Annotated in this window: 28 protein-coding genes; 16 read left to right on the top strand and 12 right to left on the bottom strand. The window is 71.0% G+C overall.

From position 1 onward, the window contains the following. The first annotated feature begins 1 nt into the window (after window position 1). From ACTJI1_RS12905 to hemL, 9 genes are all read left to right on the top strand, one after another. Window positions 2–322, top strand: a complete 321-nt coding sequence (locus ACTJI1_RS12905) for a hypothetical protein (RefSeq protein WP_310132929.1) — start codon at window positions 2–4, stop codon at window positions 320–322. A 35-nt stretch (window positions 323–357) separates the two neighbouring features. Continuing rightward, entirely contained in the window at window positions 358–777 is a 420-nt protein-coding gene (locus tag ACTJI1_RS12900; RefSeq protein ID WP_440742960.1) for a phage holin family protein, read from the top strand. After that, window positions 767–982, top strand: coding sequence for a DUF3618 domain-containing protein (locus ACTJI1_RS12895; RefSeq protein ID WP_310132934.1), 216 nt, complete (start codon window positions 767–769; stop codon window positions 980–982). The genes ACTJI1_RS12900 and ACTJI1_RS12895 overlap by 11 nt, the downstream gene beginning before the upstream one ends. A 49-nt stretch (window positions 983–1031) precedes the next feature. Further along, window positions 1032–1763, top strand: a complete 732-nt coding sequence (gene hemQ, locus ACTJI1_RS12890; protein WP_440742959.1) for a hydrogen peroxide-dependent heme synthase — start codon at window positions 1032–1034, stop codon at window positions 1761–1763. After that, window positions 1760–2956, top strand: a complete 1197-nt coding sequence (locus ACTJI1_RS12885; RefSeq protein WP_440742958.1) for a ferrochelatase — start codon at window positions 1760–1762, stop codon at window positions 2954–2956. The genes hemQ and ACTJI1_RS12885 overlap by 4 nt, the downstream gene beginning before the upstream one ends. Beyond that, window positions 2953–3954 (top strand): hydroxymethylbilane synthase, encoded by a 1002-nt coding sequence (hemC, locus tag ACTJI1_RS12880; protein WP_440742957.1) that lies wholly within the window; start codon window positions 2953–2955, stop codon window positions 3952–3954. The genes ACTJI1_RS12885 and hemC overlap by 4 nt, the downstream gene beginning before the upstream one ends. Beyond that, window positions 3951–4757 (top strand): uroporphyrinogen-III synthase, encoded by an 807-nt coding sequence (locus ACTJI1_RS12875; RefSeq protein WP_310132940.1) that lies wholly within the window; start codon window positions 3951–3953, stop codon window positions 4755–4757. Before hemC ends, ACTJI1_RS12875 begins: the two co-directional genes overlap by 4 nt. Before the next feature lie 117 nt (window positions 4758–4874). After that, on the top strand, window positions 4875–5801 hold the full coding sequence (gene hemB, locus ACTJI1_RS12870) for a porphobilinogen synthase (protein WP_440743388.1): 927 nt from the start codon (window positions 4875–4877) through the stop codon (window positions 5799–5801). Further along, complete coding sequence (gene hemL / locus ACTJI1_RS12865) at window positions 5789–7099, top strand: glutamate-1-semialdehyde 2,1-aminomutase (protein ID WP_440742956.1); 1311 nt, start codon at window positions 5789–5791, stop codon at window positions 7097–7099. Before hemB ends, hemL begins: the two co-directional genes overlap by 13 nt. Window positions 7100–7199: 100 nt before the next feature. Here hemL and ACTJI1_RS12860 read toward each other — a convergent pair whose 3' ends face one another. The 5 genes from ACTJI1_RS12860 to ACTJI1_RS12840 all read right to left on the bottom strand — a co-directional run bounded on the left by ACTJI1_RS12860 (window position 7200) and on the right by ACTJI1_RS12840 (window position 12151). Further along, window positions 7200–7436: a hypothetical protein gene (locus tag ACTJI1_RS12860; protein ID WP_121263242.1), complete on the bottom strand. Its 237-nt coding sequence runs from the start codon at window positions 7434–7436 to the stop codon at window positions 7200–7202. Between the two features lie 46 nt (window positions 7437–7482). After that, window positions 7483–8706 (bottom strand): sugar ABC transporter permease, encoded by a 1224-nt coding sequence (locus tag ACTJI1_RS12855; protein WP_440743387.1) that lies wholly within the window; start codon window positions 8704–8706, stop codon window positions 7483–7485. A gap of 50 nt (window positions 8707–8756) precedes the next feature. Further along, window positions 8757–9587: an ATP-binding cassette domain-containing protein gene (locus ACTJI1_RS12850; RefSeq protein WP_310135038.1), complete on the bottom strand. Its 831-nt coding sequence runs from the start codon at window positions 9585–9587 to the stop codon at window positions 8757–8759. A gap of 128 nt (window positions 9588–9715) precedes the next feature. Then, window positions 9716–10831: an ABC transporter substrate-binding protein gene (locus ACTJI1_RS12845; RefSeq protein WP_310132949.1), complete on the bottom strand. Its 1116-nt coding sequence runs from the start codon at window positions 10829–10831 to the stop codon at window positions 9716–9718. A 138-nt stretch (window positions 10832–10969) separates the two neighbouring features. Next, window positions 10970–12151 carry an ROK family transcriptional regulator gene (locus ACTJI1_RS12840; protein ID WP_310132952.1) on the bottom strand — a complete coding sequence of 394 codons (1182 nt, stop codon included), beginning with the start codon at window positions 12149–12151 and terminating at the stop codon, window positions 10970–10972. A 105-nt stretch (window positions 12152–12256) separates the two neighbouring features. Here ACTJI1_RS12840 and ACTJI1_RS12835 point away from each other — a divergent pair, with 105 nt between their 5' ends. Continuing rightward, window positions 12257–12643 (top strand): hypothetical protein, encoded by a 387-nt coding sequence (locus ACTJI1_RS12835; RefSeq protein ID WP_310132954.1) that lies wholly within the window; start codon window positions 12257–12259, stop codon window positions 12641–12643. Between the two features lie 24 nt (window positions 12644–12667). On the opposite strand, the gene ACTJI1_RS12830 is transcribed toward ACTJI1_RS12835, so the two are convergent. Continuing rightward, window positions 12668–13057, bottom strand: coding sequence for a DUF1304 domain-containing protein (locus tag ACTJI1_RS12830; protein WP_440742955.1), 390 nt, complete (start codon window positions 13055–13057; stop codon window positions 12668–12670). A gap of 23 nt (window positions 13058–13080) precedes the next feature. On the opposite strand from ACTJI1_RS12830, the gene ACTJI1_RS12825 reads away from it, so the two are divergent. Continuing rightward, a complete protein-coding gene (locus ACTJI1_RS12825; protein WP_440742954.1) occupies window positions 13081–14349 on the top strand; it encodes an FAD-dependent oxidoreductase in 1269 nt (422 codons plus the stop codon). Window positions 14350–14408: 59 nt separating this feature from the next. On the opposite strand, the gene ACTJI1_RS12820 is transcribed toward ACTJI1_RS12825, so the two are convergent. From ACTJI1_RS12820 to ACTJI1_RS12810, 3 genes are all read right to left on the bottom strand, one after another. Continuing rightward, complete coding sequence (locus ACTJI1_RS12820) at window positions 14409–14807, bottom strand: DUF1304 domain-containing protein (protein ID WP_440742953.1); 399 nt, start codon at window positions 14805–14807, stop codon at window positions 14409–14411. Window positions 14808–14844: 37 nt separating this feature from the next. Beyond that, the gene (locus tag ACTJI1_RS12815) at window positions 14845–15867 is read right to left on the bottom strand and encodes an MDR family oxidoreductase (protein WP_440742952.1); all 1023 of its coding nucleotides are present in this window, start codon (window positions 15865–15867) and stop codon (window positions 14845–14847) included. Between the two features lie 163 nt (window positions 15868–16030). Then, the gene (locus ACTJI1_RS12810) at window positions 16031–16807 is read right to left on the bottom strand and encodes an isocitrate lyase/PEP mutase family protein (protein WP_440742951.1); all 777 of its coding nucleotides are present in this window, start codon (window positions 16805–16807) and stop codon (window positions 16031–16033) included. 45 nt (window positions 16808–16852) lie between these two features. Here ACTJI1_RS12810 and ACTJI1_RS12805 point away from each other — a divergent pair, with 45 nt between their 5' ends. Next, complete coding sequence (locus tag ACTJI1_RS12805) at window positions 16853–18295, top strand: LssY C-terminal domain-containing protein (protein WP_440742950.1); 1443 nt, start codon at window positions 16853–16855, stop codon at window positions 18293–18295. A 43-nt stretch (window positions 18296–18338) separates the two neighbouring features. On the opposite strand, the gene ACTJI1_RS12800 is transcribed toward ACTJI1_RS12805, so the two are convergent. Both ACTJI1_RS12800 and trhO read right to left on the bottom strand, forming a co-directional pair. Beyond that, window positions 18339–19925: a Na+/H+ antiporter gene (locus ACTJI1_RS12800; protein ID WP_310132971.1), complete on the bottom strand. Its 1587-nt coding sequence runs from the start codon at window positions 19923–19925 to the stop codon at window positions 18339–18341. A gap of 146 nt (window positions 19926–20071) precedes the next feature. Next, the gene (trhO, locus tag ACTJI1_RS12795; RefSeq protein ID WP_440742949.1) at window positions 20072–20959 is read right to left on the bottom strand and encodes an oxygen-dependent tRNA uridine(34) hydroxylase TrhO; all 888 of its coding nucleotides are present in this window, start codon (window positions 20957–20959) and stop codon (window positions 20072–20074) included. A gap of 149 nt (window positions 20960–21108) precedes the next feature. Between trhO and ACTJI1_RS12790 the strand changes: the two genes are divergently transcribed. Then, window positions 21109–21882, top strand: a complete 774-nt coding sequence (locus ACTJI1_RS12790; protein WP_310132976.1) for a polyprenol monophosphomannose synthase — start codon at window positions 21109–21111, stop codon at window positions 21880–21882. Between the two features lie 9 nt (window positions 21883–21891). Further along, window positions 21892–22422: a YbhB/YbcL family Raf kinase inhibitor-like protein gene (locus ACTJI1_RS12785; protein ID WP_310132979.1), complete on the top strand. Its 531-nt coding sequence runs from the start codon at window positions 21892–21894 to the stop codon at window positions 22420–22422. Window positions 22423–22488: 66 nt separating this feature from the next. Here the strand turns inward: ACTJI1_RS12785 and ACTJI1_RS12780 are convergent, their stop codons facing one another. Further along, the gene (locus ACTJI1_RS12780) at window positions 22489–23127 is read right to left on the bottom strand and encodes a LysE family translocator (protein ID WP_440742948.1); all 639 of its coding nucleotides are present in this window, start codon (window positions 23125–23127) and stop codon (window positions 22489–22491) included. 31 nt (window positions 23128–23158) lie between these two features. On the opposite strand from ACTJI1_RS12780, the gene ACTJI1_RS12775 reads away from it, so the two are divergent. Further along, window positions 23159–24730 carry an MmgE/PrpD family protein gene (locus ACTJI1_RS12775; protein ID WP_440742947.1) on the top strand — a complete coding sequence of 524 codons (1572 nt, stop codon included), beginning with the start codon at window positions 23159–23161 and terminating at the stop codon, window positions 24728–24730. Continuing rightward, complete coding sequence (prpB, locus tag ACTJI1_RS12770) at window positions 24731–25630, top strand: methylisocitrate lyase (protein ID WP_440742946.1); 900 nt, start codon at window positions 24731–24733, stop codon at window positions 25628–25630. Window positions 25631–25651 lie beyond the last annotated feature (21 nt).

Here is a 25651-nt window from a genome sequence, read left to right as displayed (position 1 = left end):
AATGCGCGGCAAGATCCTCTTCATCACCGGAGCGGCGGTGGGCTACGTGCTCGGCGCGCGTGCCGGTCGCCAACGCTACGAGCAGCTGAAGGCCGCGGCCGCGAAGGTCTGGGAGTCGCCCGGAGTGCAGAAGCAGGTGCACTCGGTCGAGGACTTCGTGGCCGACAAGGTGGGAGAGTTCCCCGAGACCGTCTACGTGACGATCAAGAAGTTCGTGGTGCGCGCCAACGAGCGCCGCCGCGAGGCGCGGGCCCCCTACCCGTCGCCGGCCGCCGAGGCGGCCATCCGGGCCGCAGACGGCTCAGGCCCGTCGGCCTCCTGACGGAGTACTGTACGGAAGCGACGAGGGGAGACGCGATGACCGACCCGGTACGGCCCGAGAGTGCGCGCACGAAGTCTCTGGGGCAGCTGGTCTCCGACCTGCCGCGACAGCTCGTCGGGCTGCTGAAGGTGGAGCTCGCCCATCTGAAGGCGGAGTTCGCCGAGAAGGCCAAATATGCCGGGGTCGGCATAGGGCTGCTCATCGGTGCCGCGCTGCTGGCGTTCTACGCGCTCGGCACGCTGATCGCCGCCGCGATCCTCGGGATCGCGGTCGCGCTCCCCGCGTGGGCGGCCGCTCTGATCGTCTTCGGCGCGCTGATCGTGATCGCCGTCGTGCTCGCGCTCATCGGCATCCGCTCGTTCAAGAAGATGGACGGCATCGCTCCGTCGCAGACCATCGACAGCATCAAAGAGGACGCGGACGCGCTGAAGGGGCTGGGCAAGTATGACAACTGACCGCAGCGACGTCGACCGGGCGCGCGCCGAGCTGGCCGCGACCGTGGACGCGATCGAGTACAAGTTGAACGTGCCCAAGCGGGCGAGCGAGCGCATCCAGCGCCTCCGCAAGGACAACCCGGCCGCTCTCGCCGGGCTCGCGGTCGGAGCCGCTGTCGCGGTGGCGGGCGCGGTCTGGGGCATCGTGGTCCTCGTCCGACGGTGAGCGCAGGCACGTTTTTGGCCTTCCCAGGTTTCGGAGGGAGACTGTGGGTATGAGTACCCCGGCTGCCGTTCCGGCAGAGTCGTCCGCCCCCGACACCCCCGACGAGAACCCGACCGGCTTCACCCTCTGGGCCGTGCTGCGCCGTGACCCGGCGCGCCCCGACGACCTCGACGGCACGGATGTGCCGACCTTCGTCGACGAGCTCGAAGGCGTCATCGCCGACATCGAACTGCAGGGGGTGACCACCCGCGGGCTCTACGACGTCTCCGGTCTCCGCGCCGACGCCGATCTGATGATCTGGCTGCACGGTCCCGAGGCCGAGACCCTGCAGTGGGGACTCCGTCAGCTGCGCCGCACGCGCCTCCTGAAGAGCCTGCTCCCGACGTGGAACGCGATGGGCGTGCACCGCGACGCCGAGTTCAACAAGTCCCACGTCCCCGGCTTCCTCCGAGGCAAGGAGGCGCGCAACTGGCTGTGCGTCTACCCCTTCGTGCGCAGCTACGAGTGGTACCTGCTCCCCGACGCGGAGCGCGGCAAGATGCTCGCCGAGCACGGCAGGAAGGGCGCCGCGTTCCGCTCGGTGCTCGCCAACACGGTCGCCTCGTTCGCCCTCGGCGACTACGAGTGGATCCTGCCGATGGAGGCGGACGAGCTCACCGACCTCGTCGACATGATGCGCGAGCTCCGCTACACGGAGGCCCGCCGCCATGTGCGCGAAGAGGTCCCGTTCTTCACCGGCCGCCGCATCGAGGCGGCCGAGGTCGTGGAGGTCCTCCAGTGACCGACGCGCAGACCACTGACGCCCAGCCCGCCCAGCGCGTGCTGGGCGCCACCCCCGCGGCGGCATCCGGCCCGGAGCACGTCACCGAGCCGACCGCCTACGACGCCATCCTGCTCGCGGGATTCGGCGGCCCGGAGGGCCAGGACGACGTCATCCCGTTCCTCCGCAACGTCACCCGCGGGCGCGGCATCCCGGAGGAGCGCCTGGAGGAGGTCGCGCACCACTACCGCCACTTCGGCGGCGTGAGCCCGATCAACGACCAGAACCGCGAGCTGAAGGCGGCCCTGGAGGCGGAGCTCGCCGAGCGCGGCATCGACCTGCCGGTTCTCTGGGGCAACCGCAACTGGGACCCGTACCTGGCCGACGCCCTGCGCGAGGCCGACGAGCGCGGGTTCACCAAGCTCATCGCCATCGCGACCAGCGCGTACTCGTCCTACTCGAGCTGCCGCCAGTACCGCGAGGACTTCGCGGCCGCGCTGGAGTCGACGGGCCTGGAGGGGCGCATCCAGATCGACAAGGTGCGCCAGTTCTTCGACCACCCGGGCTTCGTGGAGCCGTTCATCGAGGGCGTCCGCACAGCGATCGACGAGCTGCAGCAGAAGCTGCCGGGCCTCGACCCCGCGACCGAGGTGCGCATCCTGTACTCGACGCACTCCATCCCCTCCACCGACGCGGCCAAGTCCGGACCCGCGTCGCGCGGCTTCGGCGAGGGCGGCGCGTACGCCGCGCAGCACCTCGCGGTCGCCGAGGTCGTCGCGCAGGCCGCGACCGGCGGCACCGTCGAGTGGGATCTGGTCTACCAGTCCCGCTCCGGCCCGCCGTCGATGCCGTGGCTGGAGCCCGACATCAACGACCGGATCGCCGAGCTTCCCGCGCTGGGCGTCAAGGCCGTCGTCATCGTGCCGCTCGGCTTCGTGAGCGACCACATGGAGGTGCTCTGGGACCTCGACAACGAGGCCATGGAGACCAGCGACGAGAACGGCCTGGTCGCCGTCCGCGTCCCGACCCCCGGCACCCACCACGCCTACGTGAAGGGCCTCGTCGACCTGGTGCTGGAGCGGCGCGACGCCGTCCCGGCCGACCAGCGCCCGGCCGTCACCGCGCTCGGCCCCTGGTACGACGTGTGCCGTCCGGGATGCTGCGAGAACGTCCGGCTCGGCTTCAAGCCGGCCGCTGCGGGACTGGCGCCGTGACCGGGACCGTGACGAGGGTCGACGGCGCGGCCGAGCGCCGCGACGGCGTGCTGCGCATCGGCACGCGCGGCAGCGCCCTGGCGGTCGCGCAGACGACCGCGGTCGCCCAGTCGATCGCCCGTGCCACGGGCGCCGACGTCGAGCTCGTCACGGTGACGACGCAGGGCGACACCTCGCGGGAATCGCTCGCGCAGCTGGGCGGCACCGGGGTGTTCGCGACGGCGTTGCGGGATGCGCTGAGCGCCGGGCACGTGGACCTGGTCGTGCACTCGCTCAAGGACCTGCCGACCGCGCCCGCTCCCGGGCTCGTGATCGGCGCCATCCCGAAGCGTGCGGACGCGCGCGACACCCTGTGCGCCCGGGACGGCCTCACGCTGGAGACGCTCCCGGAGGGAGCACGCGTCGGCACGGGATCCCCGCGTCGCGTCGCCCAGCTCAAGGCGCAGCGCCCGGACCTCGACATCGTGGACCTCCGCGGCAACGTCGACACCCGCCTCGGGATGGTCGCGTCCGGTGAGCTGGACGCGGTGGTGCTCGCCGCCGCCGGTCTCAGCCGGCTGGGCCGCCTCGACGCGGTGACCGACTACTTCTCGCTGTCGCTCATGCCGACCGCACCCGGCCAGGGCGCCCTCGCCCTCGAAGTGCGCGCCGGGGATGAGAAGGGCCGCGGCCCGATCGCCCGGGCCCTCTCGGCGGTCGACCATGTCACGAGCCACGCCTCGGTCGTCGCCGAGCGGATCGTGCTCGCCGGACTCGAGGCGGGATGCGCCGCCCCGATCGGCGCGACCGCGCTCGTCGACGACGGCCTCCTCTTCCTCACCGCGACCGTGTACCGGCCCGACGGCTCGGAGCACCTGACCGCCTCCCACGCCGCGACGCCCGACTCGCTCGGCGCCGCCCACCTCGACGAGGCCGCCCACGACGTCGGCGATCGCGTCGTCGCCGAGCTGCTCGGCGCGGGCGCCGCCGACCTGGCGCCGCTGGGGAGCTCGCGATGACGAACACGGCTCCGACCCCGAAGCCGCTCGCCGGCTGGCGCGTGCTCGTGCCGCGCGGCGGTCCGTGGGGCGACTCCGTCGCCGCCGACCTGCGGTCGAAGGGCGCCTCCCCGGTCGTCGCCGCGATGATCAACTTCGCTCCGACGGCGGACGCGCCGGCCCTGGAGGCCGCCCTCGCCCGGCTCGCGAACGGCGAGTTCGACTGGATGACCGTCACGAGCGCGACCACGGTCGACGTCCTCAGCTCGCAGCGCGCGGTCGTGCCGCCGAGCACCCGCGTCGCCGCCGTCGGCGAGACGACCGCGGCTGCCCTGGCCGCGGCCGGCTACCACGTCGACCTGGTGCCCTCCGAGGACAACTCGGCGCGCGGGCTGCTCGCGGAGTGGGAGGCCGCCACGCAGGGAGCCTTCCCGCTGCGCGTCCTCACGCTCCGGTCCGAGATCGCCAAGCCGCTGCTCACCGAAGGCCTCCGCCGGATCGGCCACGACGTGGAGTCGGTCGTCGCGTACCGTACGGTCGGCGTCCCGGTGCCCGAGAACGTGGTCACGGAGGTCCGCGACGGACTGTTCCAGGCGATCCTCGTGACCAGCGGCTCGGTGGCCGAGCAGGTGCAGCAGCAGCTGGGCCCGGTGCCGGAGTCGACGCTGATCGCCGCGATCGGCCCGCAGACGGCCCGCGACGCCCGCGCCTTCGGCCTGCGGGTCGACGTCATCGCGGCCGAGCGCACCGCCGCATCCCTCATCGACGCCGTCGTGCAGGTCGCGCTCTCCCGGGCGGTCGACACCTCCGACGACGAGTACTGACACCGAACCGGCTACCGGGACCGTTCGGCAGCCGCTCAGCCACGCGGGCGTAGGCTGATGTGAGTGAGTGAACTGCATCCCGTCATCCGTCCCCGACGGCTGCGGCAGTCCCCGGCGATGCGCCGGCTGACCGCGGAGACCCGCCTCCACCCCGCCGAGCTGATCCTTCCGCTCTTCGTGCGCGAGGGCGCCACCGAGCCCATCCCCATCGGCTCGATGCCCGGCGTCTCGCAGCACAGCCTCGACTCGCTGAAGCGCGTCGCGAACGAGGCCGCGGAGGCCGGCGTCGGCGGCCTGATGCTCTTCGGCGTGCCGGAGACCCGCGACGCCGTCGGCTCCGCCGCGACCGATCCGGACGGCATCCTCAACGTCGCCACCCGGGTGCTGGCCGACGAGGTGGGCGACGCGCTCGTGGTGCAGACCGACCTGTGCCTCGACGAGTTCACCGACCACGGCCACTGCGGCGTCCTGGACGACCGCGGGCACGTCGACAACGACGCCACCCTCCTCCGCTACCGCGACATGGCCGTCGCCCAGGCCGAGGCCGGCTCGCAGCTGCTCGGACTGAGCGGGATGATGGACGGCCAGGTCGCCGCCGTGCGCGAGGCCCTGGACGACGCCGGGCACACCGACGTGGTGATCCTCGCCTACGCGGCCAAGTACGCGTCCGGTTTCTACGGGCCGTTCCGCGAGGCCGTCGACTCCCAGCTCTCCGGCGACCGCCGCGCGTACCAGCAGGACCCGGCGAACCGACGCGAGGGCCTGCGCGAGGCGCGGCTCGACCTCGAGGAGGGCGCGGACATCCTCATGGTGAAGCCGGCGCTGAGCTACCTCGACGTGCTGAGCGATGTCGCCGCCATCAGCGACGTCCCGGTGTGGGCGTACCAGGTGTCCGGCGAGTACGCGATGGTGGAGGCCGCGGCGGCCAACGGCTGGATCGACCGCGACCGCATCATCCACGAGACGTTGGTCGGCGCCAAGCGTGCGGGCGCCGACGCGATCATGACCTACTGGGCGACCGAAGTGGCGGGATGGCTGCGATGACCGATGTGAACCTCCAGCAGTTCGAGCGGGCGCAGCGCGTCATCCCGGGCGGCGTGAACTCGCCGGTCCGCGCCTACGGATCCGTCGGCGGCACGCCGCGGTTCCTGGTGTCGGCGCGCGGCCCGTACGTCACCGACGCGGAGGGGCGCGAGTACGTCGACCTCGTCGCGTCGTGGGGTCCGGCCATCCTCGGCCACGCGCATCCCGCGGTCGTGGAGGCGGTGCAGGAGGCGGCGGCGCGCGGACTCTCGTTCGGCGCATCCACCCCGGCCGAGACCGAGCTGGCCGAGGCCGTCATCGGGCGCGTCCCGTTCGTCGAGAAGCTGCGGCTGGTGTCTACCGGAACCGAGGCGACGATGAGCGCGATCCGTCTGGCGCGCGGGTTCACGGGACGCCCGCTGCTGATCAAGTTCGCCGGCCACTACCACGGGCACTCGGACAGCCTGCTCGCCGAGGCCGGCTCGGGCCTCGCGACGCTCGCCCTCCCCGGCTCGGCCGGCGTGACGGAGGCGACGGCCGCGCAGACCATCGTGCTGCCCTACAACGACCTGGATGCGGTCCGCGCGGTCTTCGAGGCGCAGGGCCCCGACATCGCCGCCGTGATCACCGAGGCAGCGGCCGCCAACATGGGCGTCGTGCCCCCGGAGGACGGCTTCAACGCGGCCCTCGCCGACCTCGCCCACGAGTTCGGCGCCCTCCTCATCCTCGACGAGGTGCTCACCGGCTTCCGGGTCGGCCCGGCCGGCTACTGGGGGCTCGACCGCGGCTACACGCCGGACCTCGTCGCGTTCGGCAAGGTCATCGGCGGCGGGATGCCGCTGGCGGCTCTCGGCGGACGCGCGGAACTCATGGACTTCCTCGCGCCGGCCGGCCCGGTCTACCAGGCGGGCACGCTGTCCGGGAACCCGGTCGCGGTCGCCGCGGGTCTCGCCACGCTCGCCAACGCCGACGCCGCGGTCTACGCGCGGCTCGACGAGGTGGCCGCCACGCTGTCCAGCGGCGTCTCGGACGCGCTCGGCGCCGCCGGCGTCGCCCACCGCGTGCAGCGCGCGGGCAACCTGTTCAGCTTCGTCTTCGGCGACTACCCGCAGGCGCCGCGCACCTACGCGGAGGTCCAGCGGCAGGAGGCGTACCGCTACCGGGCGTTCTTCCACGCGATGCTCGACCAGGGCGTCTCGCTCCCGCCGAGCGTCTTCGAGGCCTGGTTCGTCACGGCCGCACACGACGACGCGGCCGTCGCCCGCATCCTGGACGCCGCCCCCGCCGCCGCCCGCGCGGCCGCCGCCGCCACGCTCTAACCCGCGTTCCCCCTTCGCCGAGGTGCACCTTGTTGCGCACTCCCACGGCGCGTCGACCGCAACAACGTGCACCTCGGCGAAAGGGGAATCGGGGGAGGGGTTACGCGTCGGGGGCCGCGGGCTCGCGCGAGAGCGACTCCACGTAGGTGTACGTGGCGGAGGCGGGCCAGCCGTCCGCGTCGAGCAGCGCGTAGACGTCGAAGTTGAGCGTCCCGCCACCGCCCGCGGCGCGCCGCAGCGTGCGCGGCGGGGCGTCCGACGACGACCGCACGGTCACCGTCTGCGGCTCTGCGCCGGAACGCAGGAGGCGGGCGCGGAAGGTGGTGGTCCGGGTCATCCCACCACTTTCCCACGCCCGCCTCAGGTGCGGGACCTGACGGTCCCTAGGCTTGGCCGTGCGACTCGCGAGAGCGCCGCGACAGCGAGTCGATGATGACCGCGAGCAGCAGCACCGCTCCGGTGATCATGAACCGGTACGACGAGTCCAGGTTCAGCAGCGTCAGGCCGTTCGAGATCGACTGGATGACCAGGATGCCGAGCAGCGCCGACCACGCCGACCCGCGCCCGCCGAACAGGCTCGTGCCGCCGATGACCGCCGCCGCGATCGCGTTGAGGTTGGTGTCCGTGCCGCCCGAGCCCGCGCCGACCGACGCCAGTCGCGCGGCGGCGAGCAGGCCGCCGACCGCAGCGAACGTGGAGCAGAGGATGAACACGCTGATGAATACCCGGTTGACGCGGATACCGGCGCGCCGGGCCGCCTCCACCGAACCGCCGACCGCGAAGACCGAGCGGCCCCAGCGGGTGCGGGTGAGCAGGAAGTTCATCACGATCACGAGGATCACGAAGAACAGGAACATCGCCCCGGTCCCGCGGTCCGTCGAGAGGTACCAGACGCTGATGCAGAGGCCGATGAGCAGCAGGACGGCCTTCACCGCGACCACCGTCATCGAGCCCTCGGAGAGCCCGGCGTTCCGGCGGCGCACGTTGCGGCGGAAGTCGGAGAAGAACATCCCGCCCGCGGCGATCACGGCCAGCGCGTAGGCCGCCCACGGCGGGAGGAACCACTGCTGCGCGAACTTCACGATCCACGAGTCGTAGGGGATGTTGATCGAACTGTTCGCGCCGAGGATCCACAGCTGCAGGCCGAGGAACCCGAGCAGTCCGGCCAGGGTGATCACGAAGCTCGGCACGCCGAACCGCGTGAACAGGAACCCGTAGAGCAGGCCGATCGCCGAGCCGGCCAGGATGGCCACGATCACCGTGAGCCACAGCGGCCAGTGAAGCTGGGTGAAGCCGACGCCCAGGATGGCCGCGGCCACACCGCTGACCGAGCCGACCGACAGGTCGATCTGGCCGAGCAGCAGCACCAGCACGATGCCGATCGAGATCGTGCCGATCGCCGCGCACTGCAGCGTCAGGTTGACCAGGTTGTTCGCGCTCAGGAAGTTCGGGTTGAGGATCTGGAACACGACCCAGATCACGGCCAGCCCGATGACCACCGGGAGCGACCCGAGGTCGCCGCCGCGCACCCGCCGGCCGAACGCGCGCACCGCTCCGGCAAGGCCCTCCTCGCGGATGAGGCGCTCGTCCTGGAGGTCGGCCGCCATCTCGGCCGGTGTCTCGGCGGCGGAGGACGCCGTCGTCTGTCCTGCCTTCGTCATGCTTCCGGGCTCCGTTCTGCGGATTCTTCGGCCTCCATGAGGCGCTCGGCACGGCGGACGACCACGTTGTCCGTCGCGCCGGTGATGGCGGAGATGATGTCCTCGTAGCTGACCTCCGGTACGCGGAAGTCGCCGTTGTTGCGGCCGAGGCGCAGCACCGCGACGCGGTCCGCGACGGCCTGCACGTCGGCCATGTTGTGGCTGATCAGGATGACGCCGAGGCCGCGCTCGCGCAGCCGCTCGATGAGGTTGAGCACCTCGGCGGTCTGGGCGACGCCGAGGGCGGCGGTCGGCTCGTCGAGGATGACGACGCGCGGGTCGCCGATCAGCGACCGGGCGATCGCGACAGTCTGCCGCTGACCGCCCGAGAGGGACGCGACCGCGATGCGCACCGAGGGGATGCGCGCGGAGAGCTGACGGAGCAGGCTCCACGAGCGCTTCTCCATCTCCTCCTCGTCGAGCGTGCCCTTCGTGATCTCGCGCCCGAGGAACAGGTTCGAGACGACGTCGAGGTTGTCGCAGAGGGCGAGGTCCTGGAACACGGTCGCGATGCCGAGCTCGCGGGATGCCGCGGGCGACGGGATCGAGACCTCCTGGCCGTCGAACTCGATCGTCCCCGCATCCTGCGGGTGCACCCCGGCGAGGATCTTGACGAGCGTCGACTTGCCGGCGCCGTTGTCGCCGACCAGCGCGACGACCTCTCCGGCGTAGACGTCGAGGTGGATGTCGGTGAGCGCTTGGACGGCGCCGAACCCTTTCGAGACCCCGCGGAGGGAGAGGACGGGCCGGCGGGTCGACCGCTCCTCGTCCACGATGGCGGATTCCATGGTCACGGCGTTCTCCTTCGAGCTGTGCGCAGCATGCTTCCTGTTCTCAGGCTAGATCGGAACCACCCGGCCCGGGATGCACCCTTCCGAGTGAAAGGGGCATCCCGGGCCGGGATCGTCCTACGGGGTTACTTGATGCCGTACTTCTCGCAGTCGGCCTTGTAGTCGGCGGTGCAGATCTTCGAGGCGGAGTCGGCTCCGTAGAACTCGTCCTTGACCACCGTGCTCTGGATGTTGTCCGTCGTGACCGAGACCGGCGTGAGCAGGAACGACTGGATCGCCGCGCCGCCCGCGGTGTTCACCGTGGTGTCGCCCTTCGGCTTGTTGCCCTTGGTCAGGTCGACGGCGAGCTCCGCCGCCTTCTCGGCCTCCGGCTTGAGGGCCTTGTACACGGTCATGTACTGGTCACCGGCGAGGATCCGCTGGATGCCCGCGAGCTCCGCGTCCTGACCGGTCACCGGCGGGAGCGGGTTGACGTTGGCCGCCTTCATGGCCGCGATCGCGCCACCACCGGTGCCGTCGTTCGCCGCGTAGACGCCCTTGATCTGGTCCTTGAACTGCGACACCTGGCCGGAGACCCAGTCCTGGGCCTTGGCCGGGTCCCATCCGGGGGTGTCGAACTCGGCGAGCACCTTGTAGCCGCTGGAGTCGATGACGCTGTGCGCGCCCTTCTTGAACAGCGTCGCGTTGTTGTCGGTCGGCGAACCGTTGACCATCAGGATGCCGGCACCGGACGGCACGCCGTCCTTCTTCAGCTTGTCGACGAGCGCCTGGCCCTGCAGCTGACCGACCTTTTCGTTGTCGAACGAGATGTAGTAGTTGCTGTCCGGGCTGTTGATGAGACGGTCGTAGGAGATGACCGGCACGTTCTTCGCCTTGGCCTCGCCGACGATGGAGGCGGCCGCCTCGCCGTCGAACGGGTCGAGCACGAGGACCTTGACGCCCTGGGTCAGCATCGACTCCGCCTGCTGCTGCTGCTTGCTGGCGTCGCCGTCGGCGTTCGCGTAGAGGACCTTGCAGCCGGAGCAGAGCTCTTTGACCTTGGCCTCGAAGAACGGCTTGTCCGCGGCCTCGTAGCGGGCCGTGACGGAGTCGGGGAGGAGGAGGCCGATCTGTGCGTTGGCGGCGTCCTTGGTGCTTCCACCCGAACTGTTTCCGGAACCGTTGGAACACGCTGTGAGGGTGACGGCTGTGAGCAGGATCGCGGCCGACGCGATGACCGCTCTCTTGGTGGCGATCTTCATTGAAAAACCTCCGATTCGGGACCGCCTTCGTTGGCGGCTGCGTTGAGTGTCCCAGAGGCGGCTTTTGGCGTCAAGAGTTGAAGCCAACCGATTCCGTAACGGTTCGCGCCCGGTTCGGGGGACACGGTGGGAGCGCGTTCAGTACGAGACGCCGTCGGAGGAGATCGACACGCAGTCGACCGCGTACGCGACGGCTCCGAGGGCGGCCGCGCGGGTCCCGAGCTGACCCTGGACGATGTCGGGCATCAGGTCGGGATTGACGATGATCGAGCGCTCTACGGAGTGCCGCATCGGCCCGAGCAGGAGCTCGCCGGCCCGGGCCAGTTCGCCCCCGACGATCACGCGCTCCGGGTCGAGGAGGTTGCACAGGTTCGCCGTCGCCACGCCGATGTGCCGGCCGGCGTCCGCGATCGCCCGGATGCAGCGCGCATCCCCGGCCATCGCCTGCAGCACCACGTCGCCGAGCTTCAGGCTGCCGAGGTGATCGCGGAGCTCCTCCAGGATGGCGGGACCGCCCGCCAGTGCCTCCAGGCATCCGCGGTTGCCGCAGCGGCAGAGCGGTCCGTTCTCGCGGATGGTGGTGTGGCCGAACTCGCCGGCGACGCCGTGGTTGCCGCGGAACACCTGCCCGTTGAGGATCAGGCCCGCGCCGATCCCGTCGCCGATGTCGAGCGTGATCGTGTTGCTCTTGCCCCGGCCGGCGCCGAACCGGGACTCACCCAGCGCGCCGAGATTGGCGGAGTTGTCGATGAAGACCGGGCGTTTGATCCGTCGCTCCATCGACTCGGCGATGGCCACGCCGTCCCAGCCGCGCATGATCCCGCTGCGCGCGATGGTGCCGGTCGCCCGGTCGATCGGGGCGGGCACGGCGATGCCGATGGCCAGCAGGTCGCTGCGGGACGCATCCACCGACTCCAGCATGTCGTTGAGCAGCAGCGACACCTTGTCGAGCTCGTTGTCGGCCCGGTGGTCGCGCGCCAGCGGCATGTGGTTCTCGGCCACGACGGTGTGGGCGACGTCGGCCAGCGCGACGCGGAGATGGCGGGTCGAGAAGTGCACGCCGACCACGAGCCCGAGAGCGTGGGCGAGGGTGACGTGCTGGGCCCGGCGGCCCGAGCGGATGCTCTGCGCGGTGTGCAGCACGCCGGAGGTCGAGAGCTCTTTGACGATGTTGGACACGGTGGCCGGGGAGAGCCCCGTCGCACCGGCCAGCTCGACCTGCGTCAGGCCCCCGTGCTTCTTGATGGCGTCGACGATGCGGGCTCGGTTGGCTTCACGAAGTGAAGTCTGCGAACCCGGAGTTCGTCGCTGCGCTGCCACGACGAGAAGGATACATGGCCGCGGACGGGTCGATCCCCGACGAATGTGATGGCTTTGTGAGATTCCTATGACGCGCGGGCGGCCGCGCCTTGGCAGGATAGAGCTATGGCCGACCTGCACGTGCACCCCGACCGCCTGGAGATCCATCTCACGCGGGCCGAGAAGGTGCTGGCCGTGAAGCGTGAGGATGTCGTCGTCCCGCGCGACAGCATCCGCTCGGTCGCCATCACCGAAGACCCGTGGATCTGGATCCGCGGCATCCGCGCCCCCGGAGCGGCCGTCCCGCTCACCCTGTCGCTCGGCACGTGGAAGTTCCACGGCGGCAAGGACTTCCTGCTGATCAAGGGCAAGCAGCGTGCCGCGGTCGTCATCGACCTGGACGGCGAGGAGTACTCGCGCATCATCGTCTCGACCCCGCACGCCGCACGCCTGGTGGAGGCCCTGCGCGTGGACGGCAGCGAGCTGGCCACCGACGGCGGCGTCATCGACTGACCGGCGCCTCTGCTCTCGGCGCAGTCAGGCGTTCTCGGCGATCACGAACAGGATGAGCCCCGCCAGCGGGATCGCCCCCTGCAGCAGCGCGGCGCGCCAGAACCTCCGGTCCGTCGTGAGCAGCACGAGCGACGCCAGCACCATGCAGACGCCGCAGAAGAAGATCAGCCCGAAGCCGACCTGGCGGAGCGTCGTCCAGTAGAGCACGAGACCGACGACCGAGCCCCCGGCGAGGAACAGGTTGTAGAAGCCCTGGTTGTACGCCATCGGCCGAACGGCGTCCGCATCCCGCTGCGAGCCCACGCCGAAACGCCGCCAGACGCCGGGCGACGACCACAGCACGCTCTCCATGGCGAAGAACGCGAGATGGACGATCGCCGCCGCTGCGATCAGAATGCTGGCGATGATGGCCATGGCGGGAGGATACGCTGCCGATCATGGAGACGGTGCGAACGACGTGCGTGATCGCCGGTGGCGGGCCCGCCGGGATGATGCTGGGCCTGCTCCTCGCCCGCAACGGCGTGGATGTGGTGGTGCTGGAGAAGCACGCCGACTTCTTCCGCGACTTCCGCGGCGACACCATCCATCCGTCCACCGTCGGGGTGCTGGGGGAGCTGGGGCTGCGCGATGCCTTCCTCGGGCTTCCGCACACGGGCATCAGGACGCTCGACGTGGTCGTGAACGGGAACCGCCTCCATCCCATCGACTTCGGCCGGCTGGGCGCCCCCGACGACTTCCTGGTGCTCGCGCCGCAGTGGGACTTCCTGACCTTCCTCGCCCAGGACGCCGCCCGCCACCCGAACTTCCGGTTGCTCATGGAGACCGAGGCGACGGACCTCGTCCGCGAGGGGGACGTGGTCCGCGGCGTGCTGGCGCAGGGGCCGGACGGTCCGCTCGAGATCCGGGCGCGGCTCGTCGTCGCGGCGGACGGCCGCGACTCGGTGCTCCGCGCGGCGGCCGGGCTGCGTCCGCGGCGGTCGGGCGTCCCCATCGACGTGCTGTGGTTCCGCCTTCCGAAGCCCGAGGGCTCCTCACCGCACACGCTGGCCTACATCGGCGAGGGCGGCATGGTGGTCACGATCGAGCGCCAGGACTACGTGCAGGCGGGGCTCATCATCCCGAAGGGCGGCTTCGACGGCCTGCGGCAGTCCGGGCTCGACGCGTTCCGGGAGGCGGTCGCCGGTGCGGCACCTCACCTGCGCGCGTCGCTCGAGACGATCACCGAGTGGGACCAGGTGAAGCTGCTGAGCGTGCAGATCGACCGCCTGCCGCGATGGTTCCGGCGCGGTTTCCTCGCCATCGGGGATGCGGCGCACGCGATGTCGCCCGCGTTCGGCGTCGGCGTGAACTACGCGATCCAGGATGCGGTGGCGACGGCCAACGCCCTGACGGGGACGTTGCGCGAGCTGGGTCCCGCGCCGGATGCGAGCGAGGCGCTCGCGGCGGATGCTGCCGGGGAGATGGACCTGCGGCTGCTGGAGGCGATCCAGCGACGGCGGACGCCCCCGGTCGCCGCCATGCAGCGCATCCAGCTCGCGGCGCACCGCTTCATCTCGCGTCCGGAGGGCGTGCGCCTGCTCCCGCATCCGCTGCCGGCCCCGCTGCGCCTGGCGCTCGCCGCGGCGACGCCGGTTGTGCAGATGGTGAGCTCGCGGCTGATCGGGCGGGGGCTCCGGCCGGAGTCCGTCGCGCCCGAGTTACGCTGAACCGGCGCGAGCGCTGTGCCGCTGCCCGGTCAGCCCGCCGGTGGTCAGCTGTGCCCGGCTCAGCTCTGCCCGGTCGCCAGCCCCACGAGCAGCAGCACCAGGCCGAGCAGCGGCAGGGTGCCCTGGATGAGCGCCGGGCGCAGGTAGCCGCGGCCCGTGGTGACGAGCACCACCGCGGCCGCGATCATGCTGGCCGTCGTGAAGATGATGAGCGCCAGGCCCGCGGCGTGCTGCCCGACGCCGTAGAGGATGAGCCCGACCACCGCCCCGATCGCCAGGAACAGGTTGTAGAACCCCTGGTTGTACGCCATCGGGCGCACCGTGTCCGCCGCCGCCTGGCTCGCCACCCGGAACCGGCGCCAGACGGTCGGCCGGGTCCAGGCGACGCTCTCCATGAAGAAGATGACGATGTGCAGCGCGGCGGCGAGAGTGACCACGACGGTGGCGAGGACGATCATGGCGTCAGCATACCGACGGGTCCACCCGCCTCCGGGTTCAGCCGCGGACGTCGACGACGGTGCGCCCGCGGAGCCGGCCGGCGAGGATGTCCTCCGCGGCCGGGATCGCGTCCGCGAGCGCGACGAACCGTGTCATCGCGGCGAGGGACTCTTCGTCGAGGTCGGTGGCGAGGCGCCGCCACGCGGTCTCGCGGAGCGCGGCCGGCGCCTCCACCGAGTTGATCCCGACGAGCGTCACCGCCCGCAGGATGAACGGCAGCACCGTCGCCGGAAGGTCCGGGCCCTGCGCGAGTCCGCACGCCGCCACCACTCCGCCGTAGCGGGTCTGCGCGAGCACCGTCGCGAGCGTCTGGCTCCCGACCGAGTCGACCGCGCCCGCCCAGCGCTGCGACTGCAGCGGCTTGCCGGCCGCGTCGAGCTCCGAGCGGTCGATGATCGTGGTCGCGCCGAGGTCCGTCAGGTAGTCGCGCACCTCGTCCGCACGGCCGGTGGACGCGGTGACCGGGTAACCCAGTTTCGCGAGGAGGGCCACCGCGACGGATCCGACGCCGCCGGCCGCTCCGGTGACCAGGATGCTGCTCCCGCTCTCGGCGACCTCCTGCGGGTCGATCCCGTTCCGCTCCAGCGCCAGCACGGCGAGCATCGCGGTGAACCCGGCCGTCCCGATCGCCGCCGCCTGCTCCGAGGTGAGGGCGTCCGGGATGCGCACCAGCGCGGACCCGTCGACGCGCGCCCGCTCCGCGAGGCCACCGTGGTGGGACTCGCCCAGCCCGGCGCCGTTCAGCACCACGCGCTCGCCCGGATGCCACCGCGGGTCGCGCGACTGCTGCACGGTCCCGACCACATCGATGCCCGGGATGAGCGGCGAGGTGCGTGCCACGCCGGGACGACCGGCGATCGCGAGACCGTCCTTGTAGTTGAGGTCGGAGAACTCCACGGCGATCGTCACATCGCCCGGCATGAGGAACGCGTCGTCGACCCGGCGCACCTCCGCGCGGTGGGCGGTGATCCGTCCGCCGTCGACCTGCTGTTCGATCACGAGGGCGCGGAAGTCGCTCATGCCCTCACCCTACGCCGGGGGATCGAAGGGCCGGAGGCGTGCCTCGGCGCGCGTCAGCGTTACCGGGCCGCGCCGGAGGTGGCGCGGGACGCGGGCGTCAGCGTTACCGGGCCGCGCCGGACGGTCAGCGGTGCCGGGTTGGCAGCGGGGCCGCCGGGACGCGTCAGTTGAGCGGCTGGGTCCCGAGGGGAAGCTCGCCGCCCGCGTACAGCTCGAGTGCCGAATTCCGCAGCGCCGTGAGGGCGACACGCTGCGTCCACGGGCCGTACGAGACGCGCGCGACGCCGAGTTCCTGCAGCCGGGCGGGGGCGAGCGATCCGGGAACCGCGATGACGCTCAGCGTCTGCGCGCCCAGGCCGCCGACCAGTCGCTCGACTGTCCGCTCGTCGAGCTTGCCGGGGACGAACACGCAGGTCGCACCCTCGTCGAGGAAGGCGCGGCCGCGCCGGACGGCCTCCTCGATCTTCTCGTCGTCGGTGGGGAAGGCGTTGCGGACGAACACGTCGGTGCGGGCGTTGAGTGCGAAGGGGACGCCCTCGGCCTCTGCGGCCCGGATGGCGGCCCGCACTTCGGCGACGGCGTCGTCGAAGGGGCGCATCCGATCCTCGAGGTTGGCGCCCACGACGCCGACGCCGATGGCGCGCCGGATGGTCTCGCCGGCGTCGCCGTACCCGCCTTCGAGGTCGGCGCTGACGGGGAGGTCGGTGGCCTGCACGATGCGGCCGACCATGTCGAGCATCAGGTCGAGGGGGATGTTCTCGCCGTCCTCGTACCCGAGGGTCGCCGCGATGGAGTGGCTCGCCGTCGCCAGCGCCCGGGTGTCGGGGAGGTCCGCTATGACGCGGGCGCTGATCGCGTCCCAGACGTTCACGACCTGGAGGAGCTCGGGTGCTTCGTGCAGTCGGCGGAGTTCGGCGCCGCGCGCCTGGATGCTGGTCATAGGCACACCCTACGTCGCGGCGATCGCGGGCTCTAGGATGGCGCCATGGCCCGCACGGGGGAGCCGCAGGAGGTGCCGAAGAGCCGTTCGGCATCCCGCCGCCGTGCCTCGCGGAGCTCGACCCTGGACTACATCTTCTTCCTGGTCGGCGGCCTGTCGGCGGTCTGGCTCGCGTGGCTGGTGCTGACGGAGAGTTTCGAGTGGGGCTGGTTCCTCATCCTGTTCTTCGTGCTGTTCTGGGTCGTGCTCGCGTACCTGGTGCTGCCGCGGCTGCACCGCATCCTGACCGAGATCTACGTGCCCGACTACTTCATCGGTCGGGCGCGGACCAGTGACGGACTGCTCGGCGACCCGATCAACCTGGCGTTCCTCGGCTCGGAGGCGCAGCTCGACGACGCGATGCGCCAGGCGGGGTGGACGCGTGCGGACGAGATCACCGCCCGCTCGAGCTGGCGCATCATCACCGGGACGCTTCTGCGCCGAAGCTACGACGAGGCGCCGGTGAGCCCGCTGTTCCTGTTCGGGCGCCAGCAGGATGTGGCCTACCAGCAGGAGGTGAAGGGAAACCCGGCGAAGCGGCATCACGTGCGCTTCTGGCGATGCCCGGAGGGCTGGCTGCTTCCGGGCGGCCGGCGCGTCGACTGGCTGGCCGCCGGGACGTTCGATCGCTCGGTCGGCTTCTCGCTCTTCACCCTCCAGATCACCCACAAGATCGACGCGAACACGGACATCGAACGCGATCACATCGTCGCGACCCTGATGGATGCGGGGATCGGCGTCGGCGTGGACGTCATCCGGGACTTCTCGACCGGGTATCACGCGCGCAACGGCGGCGGGGACACGATCGAGACGGATGGCGACCTGCCGGTGGTGGACCTGACCCGGGTGGTCGTGGACGCCGAGGGCGTCTCCGTCGCCGCCGACGCGGATGCGCGCCGGCTCGCGCTGGTCCAGCGCCGGCCGGTGCCGACGACGCTGGGCGTGCTGCTGATGCTGCTGCGCATCCTCGCGGGCGTCGGATACATCGTGCTGAACGTCCTCGACTGGCAGAAGTTCGTCGGCTCGGAGCTGGCCGCCGGGGCGGTGAGCCCGGACGAGCGGGAGTCCGCGAGCCTCGTGCTCGGCATCGCCATGGGGGTGTTCGCGGCCGGGCTGGTGGTCTACTTCCTGCTCGCCTTGCTGATCTACTTCGGCAGCAATTGGGCGCGCATCGCGGCCATGTCGTACAGCACCCTGATCATCGTGCTGTCCGCGATCGACTTCTTCAACGGCGGCCCCCAGGTGTCGCTGCACAACAACCTCCTCGGGCTGGCGCTCGACATCCTCGTGGTGCTCGCCCTCTCGTCGAAGCGGTCGCGACTGTGGGCGCGCCGCCCGCGCGACCTCCGGCAGCGGCCCAGCCGCGGCGTCCCCGGTGCGTCCGCCGTCGCGACGCCCGGCGCGCTCGCCGCGATGGATGCGCCCGGCGACGACACCGTGGTCCGCTGAGCGGGACGCGCCGCACCGAGCCGCTGGCGCCGCACCGAGCCGCTCACATCAGCGACTTCTTGCCGTCCGTCCCTCCCGCCTTGAGCGCTGTCTCCTCCGCATCCAGGAACGCCAGCACCGACCGCACCGCCGGCTCCTGGTAGCGTCCCTCCGCCCGGGCTTCGAGCACGGCCTGACGCTCGGCGACGATCATGGTGCGCCGGAGTCTCCGATATTCGAGAGGCAGGTCGGCGGCCTCATCCGGCGACGGATTCTCGAGCGCATCCGAGAGGAAGAGCGCGTTGATGCGCAGCCGCTCGATGACCCGCTCGTCCTCGTCGCCGGTCACCTGCGACTCCAGGTGCTCCAGACCGGCGGATTGCGCCTCCGCCAGCAGCCGCTGCATCTCGCTCGCCTCCTGCGCGAAATCGGGCGGTGGCAGCTTGAGCCGGCGGATCACCCACGGCAGAGCCAGCCCCTGGAGCAGGGTCCCGACCACGACCACGAACGCCAGGAACTGCAGGAACTCGCGGTGCGGCGTCTCCTTCGGCAGCAGGAAGACGGCCGCCAGCGTGACCACGCCGCGGATCCCGGCGAACGACACGGCGATCCCCGTCGGCCAGGACCAGCCGCGCTCGCGGAGGCGTCGCGGACCGTACCGGTACAGCGCCGTGGTGCCGATCATCCAGAGGAATCGCGCGAGGAAGATGGCGAGCAGCACGACAACACTGATGAGGATCGTGTCGGGCACCGTGATTCCCGACGTGAACGCCGCCGACAGGATCGACCGCAGCTCCAGCCCGATGAAGAGGAACACCGCGTTCTCGAGCAGGAAGCTCACCGTGCGCCAGTTGATCGTCTCCGCGATCCGCGCCTCGGCCGTCTGGATCGTCGGGGAGCGGTAGCCCAGGTAGAGCCCCGCGACGACCACGGAGAGGATGCCCGACCCGTGCAGGAACTGCGAGGGGATGAACGCCAGATACGGGGTCACCAGCGCGAGCGAGGTGTCGAGCACCGGCGACCGCAGCTGCTTCCGGATGATCGCGAGCAGCAGCCCCACCGCGAGCCCGACGCCCACGCCCACCACGACGGCGAGGACGAAGTCGCCGCCGACGGCCCACGGGTTCAGGACGCTGATGATCGCCGCGATGCTCGCGTTCAGGGCGACCAGCGCCGTGGCGTCGTTGAGCAGGCTCTCGCCTTCGAGCACGGTGACGAGCCGTCGGGGCAGCCGGACCCGGCCGGCCACGGCCTGGACCGCGACCGTGTCCGTCGGCGCGACCACCGCCCCGAACGCGAACGCAGCCGCGAGCGTGATGGCGGGCACAACCAGGAAGGTCGTGAACCCCACCACGACGACGGTGAAGGCGACGAGGCCGACAGAGAGCAGCAGGATGCCGTCGCGCCTGGCGCGGACGTCGACGATGGAGGTCTGGATCGCGGCGGCGAAGAGGAGGGGAGGGAGCAGCCCGAACAGCACCACCTCGGGTTCCAGGGCCACGGTCGGAACGCCGGGCACGAACGACGCCGCTGCGCCGACGAACACCAGCACGACCGGCGCGGACCATCCCACCCGGCGCGAAAGGCCCGTGACGGTGACCGTGACGAGAACGAACGACACGATCCAGACGATGGTGGTGACCGGATCCATGCTGTTCATGATGGCCGCAACGCAAGATGCGCGCCAAGATTTCCCGGAGTCGGTGGAGAACGCGTTCGCCGTCCGCGATGTGGACGAATCAGCGCTGGACCGTCAGGCGGTGGTCGTCGGGCGCCGGGTCGGCACGCAGCGGATCGTTAGGCCGCGTGCCGTGCGCAGGCCGCGGTGTCGCAGGTCTCGCACACCACGAGCTGTTCGCGGCACGCGGGGTCGGGGCAGTTGCGCATCCGGCTCGTGGCCGCTCCGCAGGTCACGCAGGCCCCGATGACCGCGGCGTGATCGCTGAAGGTGAGCGAGCCGCGCCCGTCGAAGACGTAGAGCGATCCCTCCCACAGCCCGTCGTCGCCGTACGCCTCGCCGTAGCGCGCGATGCCTCCGTCGAGCTGGTACACCTCCTGGAACCCGCGCGACCGCATCAGCGACGACAGCACCTCGCAGCGGATGCCGCCGGTGCAGTAGGTGACGACGGGCCGCTCCTTGAGGTGGTCGTACGCCCCGCTGTCGAGCGCCTCGACGAACTCGCGGGTGTTGTCGACCTCGGGCACGATCGCGTCCCGGAAGCGGCCGACGTTCGCTTCGAACCGATTCCTGCCGTCGAAGAACACGACATCGTCGCGTCGCTCCACGAGCTCGTGCAGTTCGTCGGGTGCGAGGCGGGTTCCGCCTCCGATGACGCCGTTCTCGTCGACCCGGAGCTCCTCCGGGGCGCCGAACGAGACGATCTCCTCCCGGACCTTCACCGACAGCCGGGGGAAGTCGAGGCTCATGTTGTCCGCATCGAGGCCGGATCCCTCGCTCCATTTGACGTCGAGCGCGCGGAAGGCTCCGTACTCCTTGGTGACCCGCAGATAGCGCTTCAGCGCATCGAGCTCGCCGCCCAGCGTTCCGTTGATTCCCTGCGCGGAGAGCAGGATCCGGCCGCGCAGGCCGAGGGCTTCGCACAGCGTCCGCTGCCACAGCCGGACGGCCTCCGGGTCGGGCAGCGGCGCGAAGACGTAGAAGAGGATCACTTTCGGCACAGCCACCGGTTCATCGTAGGCGAGCCTTTCCGTCGCGCCCGGATCGTAGGATCGTGGAGCCTGTGAGCGCCGGAAGAGTCGTTCGCCTGCTGTTCAGACTCCTAGGACAGTGTGGATGAGGTCCGTGGGGCGCGCCCCTGACAGAAAGGCGGGTCGTGCGAACCCTGGTCATCATCCCCACCTACAACGAGAGCGAGAACATCGGCTCGATCGTGGGACGTGTGCGGGCGTCGGTGCCCGAGGCCGAGGTCCTCGTCGTCGACGACGGCTCCCCGGACGGCACGGGTGAGCTGGCGGACGCGCTGGCCGCGACCGACGCGAACGTGCACGTGATGCACCGGTCGGGCAAGGAGGGTCTGGGGGCGGCCTATCGCGCCGGGATGACCTGGGGGCTGGATGCCGGATTCGGCGCCATCGTCGAGATGGATGCGGATGGATCCCACCAGCCGGAGCAGCTGCCCAGCCTGCTGGCGGCGTTGCGCGGCGTCGACCGTCCCGGTGCGGATGTCGTGCTGGGCTCCCGCTGGGTCGAGGGCGGCGGGGTGGTCAACTGGCCGGCGCGTCGCCGGGCGATCTCCCGCGGCGGCAGCGCGTACTCGCGCATCGCTCTCGGGCTCCCCGTGAAGGATGTCACCGGCGGGTATCGCGCGTTCACCGCGGAGGCGCTCCGGGCCTTGCAGTACGACCGGACCGAGAGCCAGGGCTATTGCTTCCAAATCGACATGACTCGACGTGCGTACGATGCGGGGCTGTCGATCGTGGAGGTCCCGATCACGTTCGTGGAGCGTGAGCGCGGCGCGTCGAAGATGGGCGGCGGCATCGTGGTGGAGGCGATGCTGCGTGTGACGCTGTGGGGTGTCACCGGTCTCCCGCGCCGGTTCCGCAAGCGCACTCCGGCCCCGACCGCGGAGCCCGTGGCGCGGGCGTAGCCTGGCGCCATGGCTGAAGATCCTCTCGAGCGCTTCGGCGCCGTTCCCTCCTTCTCCGTGTCCAGCGACGACGTCGCGGAGGGCCGCCCGCTCTCCCGCGAACAGTGGGGCGCCGGCGGCGGCGGTGGCGACATCTCGCCGCAGCTGTCGTGGACCGGGTTCCCTCCCGAGACCAAGAGCTTCGCGGTGACGATCCACGACCCGGACGCTCCGACCGGTTCGGGCTTCTGGCACTGGGCCGTCTACAACATCCCGGCGACCGTGACCGAGCTCCCGACGGGCGCCGGAGCCGAGGGCGGCGGCGGCCTGCCGCAGGGCGCCGCGATGCTGTCCAACGAGCTGGGTGCCAAGAGCTTCACCGGCGCGGGGCCGCCTCCGGGCACGGGAACCCACCACTACAACATCGTCGTCCACGCCCTCGACGTCGAGCGACTCGACCTCGACCCGGCGTCGACCCCGGCGGTGCTGGGCTTCAACGTGCACTTCCACACGCTCGCCCGCGCCGTCCTCACCCCGGTGGCCACCGCCGGCGACATCTGATCCCGACCGCGACGGCCACGCCGTCGACGGCCTCGTCCGACGCGCCGCCCTCGCCGTGACCGTGGGTCAGTGCTTGACCCCGGTGACGGCGAGGACGCCGCCCAGCCCGATCATCAGCACCCCACCCGTCGCCCCGAGACGCTCGACGCGCTTGGGCGAACGACCGAACCACTCGCGGGCCGTCCCGGCGATGAGCGCCCAGACGCTGTCCGAGACGAGCGCCAGCACGAGGAACACCACACCCAGCTCGAACAGCTGCAGGGGGACCGCGCCCGCCTGCTGGTCGACGAACTGCGGCAGCACGGCCACGAAGAAGACGAGCGACTTCGGGTTCGTCACGCCGACCAGGAATCCTTCGCCGAGGATCCGCCAGCGCGATCGCGGAACCGGCGTCGCCTCGTGCGTGACCGCGGTGTGGCGGCGATGGCGGATGGCCTGGATGCCCAGGTAGACCAGGTATCCGGCGCCGACGAATTTGATCACGTCGAACAGCACGACGGACTGCGCCACGACCGCACCGATGCCCAGCGCCACGGCGACGATCAGGGGCAGCATCCCGAGCGCGTTGCCCAGCACGCTGAGCAGGCCGCCGACCCGGCCCAGGGCGAGGGCCCGCCCGATCACGAACAGCACGCTCGGCCCCGGGATGACGATCAGCGCGAGCGACGCCAGTGCGAACGCCAGCAGAGCGGGGCCAGGAACCATGAGCCGAGCGTAGGGGAGGTAGGTTCGATACGTGAAGCTCCACAACGTTCGTGTGCACAGCAGCGAGGAGAACCTCGCCCGCCAGGATCAGCTGGCGTGGAAGATCGCGGAGGTCGCGACCGACCCGGTGGAGGTGGATGCGGACGTCACCGACATGGTGATCAACCGCGTGATCGACAACGCGGCGGTCGCCGCCGCGTCGCTGACACGCCGGCCGGTTGTGTCCGCCCGGGCGCAGGCGCTGGCCCACCCCATCCCGTCGCGCCAGCTGGAGGAGCTGACCGAGGCCGCGGAGCACCCGCAGGACGGCTCCACGGTGTTCGGCGAGTGGCCGACCACGAGGGTCTCGCCCGAGTGGGCCGCGTGGGCGAACGGCGTCGCCGTGCGCGAGCTCGACTTCCACGACACCTTCCTGGCCGCCGAGTACTCGCACCCGGGCGACAACATCCCGCCGATCCTCGCCGTCGCCCAGCACGCGGCCCGGGCGTACGGACTCACCGGACGCGACCTGGTCCGGGGCATCGCCACCGGCTACGAGATCCAGATCGACCTCGCGCGGGCCATCAGCCTGCACCGCCACAAGATCGACCATGTCGCCCACCTCGGGCCGTCCGCGGCCGCGGGGATCGGGACGCTCCTCCACCTTCCGGCCGAGACGATCTTCCAGGCGATCGGGCAAGCGCTGCACACGACGACGGCCACCCGCCAGTCCCGCAAGGGCGAGATCTCGAGCTGGAAGGCTCACGCGCCTGCCTTCGCCGGGAAGATGGCCGTCGAGGCCATCGACCGCGCGCTCCGCGGCGAGACCAGCCCCACCCCGATCTACGAGGGCGAGGACGGCGTCATCGCGTGGATGCTCGACGGGCCGGACGCGTCGTACGACGTCCCGCTTCCCGGCCGCGGCGAGCCCAAGCGCGCGATCCTCGACTCCTATACGAAGGAGCATTCGGCCGAGTACCAGGCCCAGGCGTGGATCGACCTCGCGCGCAAGCTGCACCACGAGCATCCGGAGGCGGCGGACCCGTCTCGCGTGGAGAGCATCGTCATCCACACGTCTCACCACACGCACTACGTGATCGGCTCCGGCGCGAACGATCCGCAGAAGTACGACCCCACGGCCTCGCGCGAGACGCTGGACCACAGCATCCCCTACATCTTCACCGTCGCTCTGCAGGACGGCGGGTGGCACCACGTCGACTCCTACCTGCCCTCGCGTGCCGCCCGTCCCGACACCGTCGAGCTGTGGGGCAAGGTCACCACCACGGAGGACGGGGAGTGGACCCGCCGGTACCATTCCACCGACCCGGCCGAGAAGGCGTTCGGCGGTCGCGTGGTCATCACCTTGGCGGACGGTCGCGTCATCGAGGACCAGATCGCCGTCGCCGATGCGCACCCTCTCGGCGCCCGGCCGTTCGCGCGCGACGACTACATCGCGAAGTTCCGCACGCTTTCCACGGGCGTGCTCGAGGACGCCGAGGTGGAGCGCTTCCTGACGCTCGCGCAGCAGCTTCCCGAGCTGAGCGCCGCCGAGCTCGGCGGCCTGACCATCACCGCGCGGACGGGCGTGCTCGCCTCGGTGCCCGCGCCGAAGGGACTGTTCTAGATGCTTTACTCCTCTGTTCCCGCTCACGAGAAGCGCGCCGCCTTCCGTGCCCGCCTCGCCTCCGGCGAGCTGATCCGCATGCCGGGCGCCTTCAACCCGCTGAGCGCCCGCCTGATCGAGCGCAAGGGCTTCGAGGGCGTCTACATCTCCGGCGCCGTGCTCTCCGCCGAGCTGGGGCTGCCCGACATCGGCCTCACCACCCAGACCGAGGTGGCCGGACGTTCCGCGCAGATCGCCCGCATGACCGACCTGCCTGCCCTCGTGGATGCGGACACCGGCTTCGGCGAGCCGATGAACGTGGCCCGGACCGTCCAGACACTCGAGGACGCCGGCGTCGCCGGACTCCACATCGAGGACCAGGTGAACCCGAAGCGCTGCGGCCACCTCGACGGCAAGCAGGTCGTCGACGAGGACACCGCGCTCAAGCGCATCCGCGCCGCCGTCGATGCGCGCCGGGACGCGAACCTGCTCATCATGGCCCGCACGGACATCCGGGCGGTCGAGGGCCTCGGAGCCGCGATCGACCGCGCGAAGGCGCTCGTCGACGCGGGCGCTGACGCGCTCTTCCCCGAGGCCATGGCGGACCTCTCGGAGTTCGAGGCGGTGCGCAAAGCCGTGGACGTACCGGTGCTGGCGAACATGACCGAGTTCGGCAAGAGCGAGCTGTTCACCGTCGACCAGCTGCGCGACGTCGGTGTGAACATCGTCATCTGGCCGGTCTCCCTGCTCCGCCTCGCGATGGGTGCGGCCGAACGCGGCCTCGACCAGCTCCTGAGCGAGGGGACGCTGGAGCCGATGCTCGGCACCATGCAGCATCGCGCGGATTTGTACGACCTGATTGACTACGAGGGATACAACGCGTTCGACACCTCGGTGTACAACTTCGAGGTGCGCCGCTAGGCATCGTCCGCGGCGATCCGC

It is taken from the genome of Leifsonia sp. 22587, assembly GCF_052044215.1.
Lineage (GTDB): Bacteria > Actinomycetota > Actinomycetes > Actinomycetales > Microbacteriaceae > Leifsonia > Leifsonia shinshuensis_C.
The sequence above is the reverse complement of the archived record's forward strand: the minus strand, read 5'-3'. Positions and strand labels throughout refer to the sequence as shown.

What these genes read in the sequence shown, in the direction of transcription:
- ACTJI1_RS12805 (WP_440742950.1), top strand. Translation starts at nt 16,853, where the DNA reads ATGGCCCGCACGGGGGAGCCGCAGGAGGTGCCGAAGAGCCGTTCGGCA.
- ACTJI1_RS12780 (WP_440742948.1), bottom strand. Translation starts at nt 23,127, where the DNA reads ATGGTTCCTGGCCCCGCTCTGCTGGCGTTCGCACTGGCGTCGCTCGCG.
- ACTJI1_RS12830 (WP_440742955.1), bottom strand. Translation starts at nt 13,057, where the DNA reads ATGGCCATCATCGCCAGCATTCTGATCGCAGCGGCGGCGATCGTCCAT.
- ACTJI1_RS12785 (WP_310132979.1), top strand. Translation starts at nt 21,892, where the DNA reads ATGGCTGAAGATCCTCTCGAGCGCTTCGGCGCCGTTCCCTCCTTCTCC.
- ACTJI1_RS12875 (WP_310132940.1), top strand. Translation starts at nt 3,951, where the DNA reads ATGACGAACACGGCTCCGACCCCGAAGCCGCTCGCCGGCTGGCGCGTG.
- ACTJI1_RS12820 (WP_440742953.1), bottom strand. Translation starts at nt 14,807, where the DNA reads ATGATCGTCCTCGCCACCGTCGTGGTCACTCTCGCCGCCGCGCTGCAC.
- ACTJI1_RS12815 (WP_440742952.1), bottom strand. Translation starts at nt 15,867, where the DNA reads ATGAGCGACTTCCGCGCCCTCGTGATCGAACAGCAGGTCGACGGCGGA.
- ACTJI1_RS12835 (WP_310132954.1), top strand. Translation starts at nt 12,257, where the DNA reads ATGGCCGACCTGCACGTGCACCCCGACCGCCTGGAGATCCATCTCACG.
- ACTJI1_RS12825 (WP_440742954.1), top strand. Translation starts at nt 13,081, where the DNA reads ATGGAGACGGTGCGAACGACGTGCGTGATCGCCGGTGGCGGGCCCGCC.
- ACTJI1_RS12900 (WP_440742960.1), top strand. Translation starts at nt 358, where the DNA reads ATGACCGACCCGGTACGGCCCGAGAGTGCGCGCACGAAGTCTCTGGGG.
- hemL (WP_440742956.1), top strand. Translation starts at nt 5,789, where the DNA reads ATGGCTGCGATGACCGATGTGAACCTCCAGCAGTTCGAGCGGGCGCAG.
- ACTJI1_RS12845 (WP_310132949.1), bottom strand. Translation starts at nt 10,831, where the DNA reads ATGAAGATCGCCACCAAGAGAGCGGTCATCGCGTCGGCCGCGATCCTG.
- ACTJI1_RS12800 (WP_310132971.1), bottom strand. Translation starts at nt 19,925, where the DNA reads ATGGATCCGGTCACCACCATCGTCTGGATCGTGTCGTTCGTTCTCGTC.
- ACTJI1_RS12855 (WP_440743387.1), bottom strand. Translation starts at nt 8,706, where the DNA reads ATGGCGGCCGACCTCCAGGACGAGCGCCTCATCCGCGAGGAGGGCCTT.
- ACTJI1_RS12895 (WP_310132934.1), top strand. Translation starts at nt 767, where the DNA reads ATGACAACTGACCGCAGCGACGTCGACCGGGCGCGCGCCGAGCTGGCC.
- prpB (WP_440742946.1), top strand. Translation starts at nt 24,731, where the DNA reads ATGCTTTACTCCTCTGTTCCCGCTCACGAGAAGCGCGCCGCCTTCCGT.
- ACTJI1_RS12850 (WP_310135038.1), bottom strand. Translation starts at nt 9,587, where the DNA reads ATGGAATCCGCCATCGTGGACGAGGAGCGGTCGACCCGCCGGCCCGTC.
- ACTJI1_RS12810 (WP_440742951.1), bottom strand. Translation starts at nt 16,807, where the DNA reads ATGACCAGCATCCAGGCGCGCGGCGCCGAACTCCGCCGACTGCACGAA.
- hemQ (WP_440742959.1), top strand. Translation starts at nt 1,032, where the DNA reads ATGAGTACCCCGGCTGCCGTTCCGGCAGAGTCGTCCGCCCCCGACACC.
- ACTJI1_RS12905 (WP_310132929.1), top strand. Translation starts at nt 2, where the DNA reads ATGCGCGGCAAGATCCTCTTCATCACCGGAGCGGCGGTGGGCTACGTG.
- hemB (WP_440743388.1), top strand. Translation starts at nt 4,875, where the DNA reads ATGCGCCGGCTGACCGCGGAGACCCGCCTCCACCCCGCCGAGCTGATC.
- ACTJI1_RS12860 (WP_121263242.1), bottom strand. Translation starts at nt 7,436, where the DNA reads ATGACCCGGACCACCACCTTCCGCGCCCGCCTCCTGCGTTCCGGCGCA.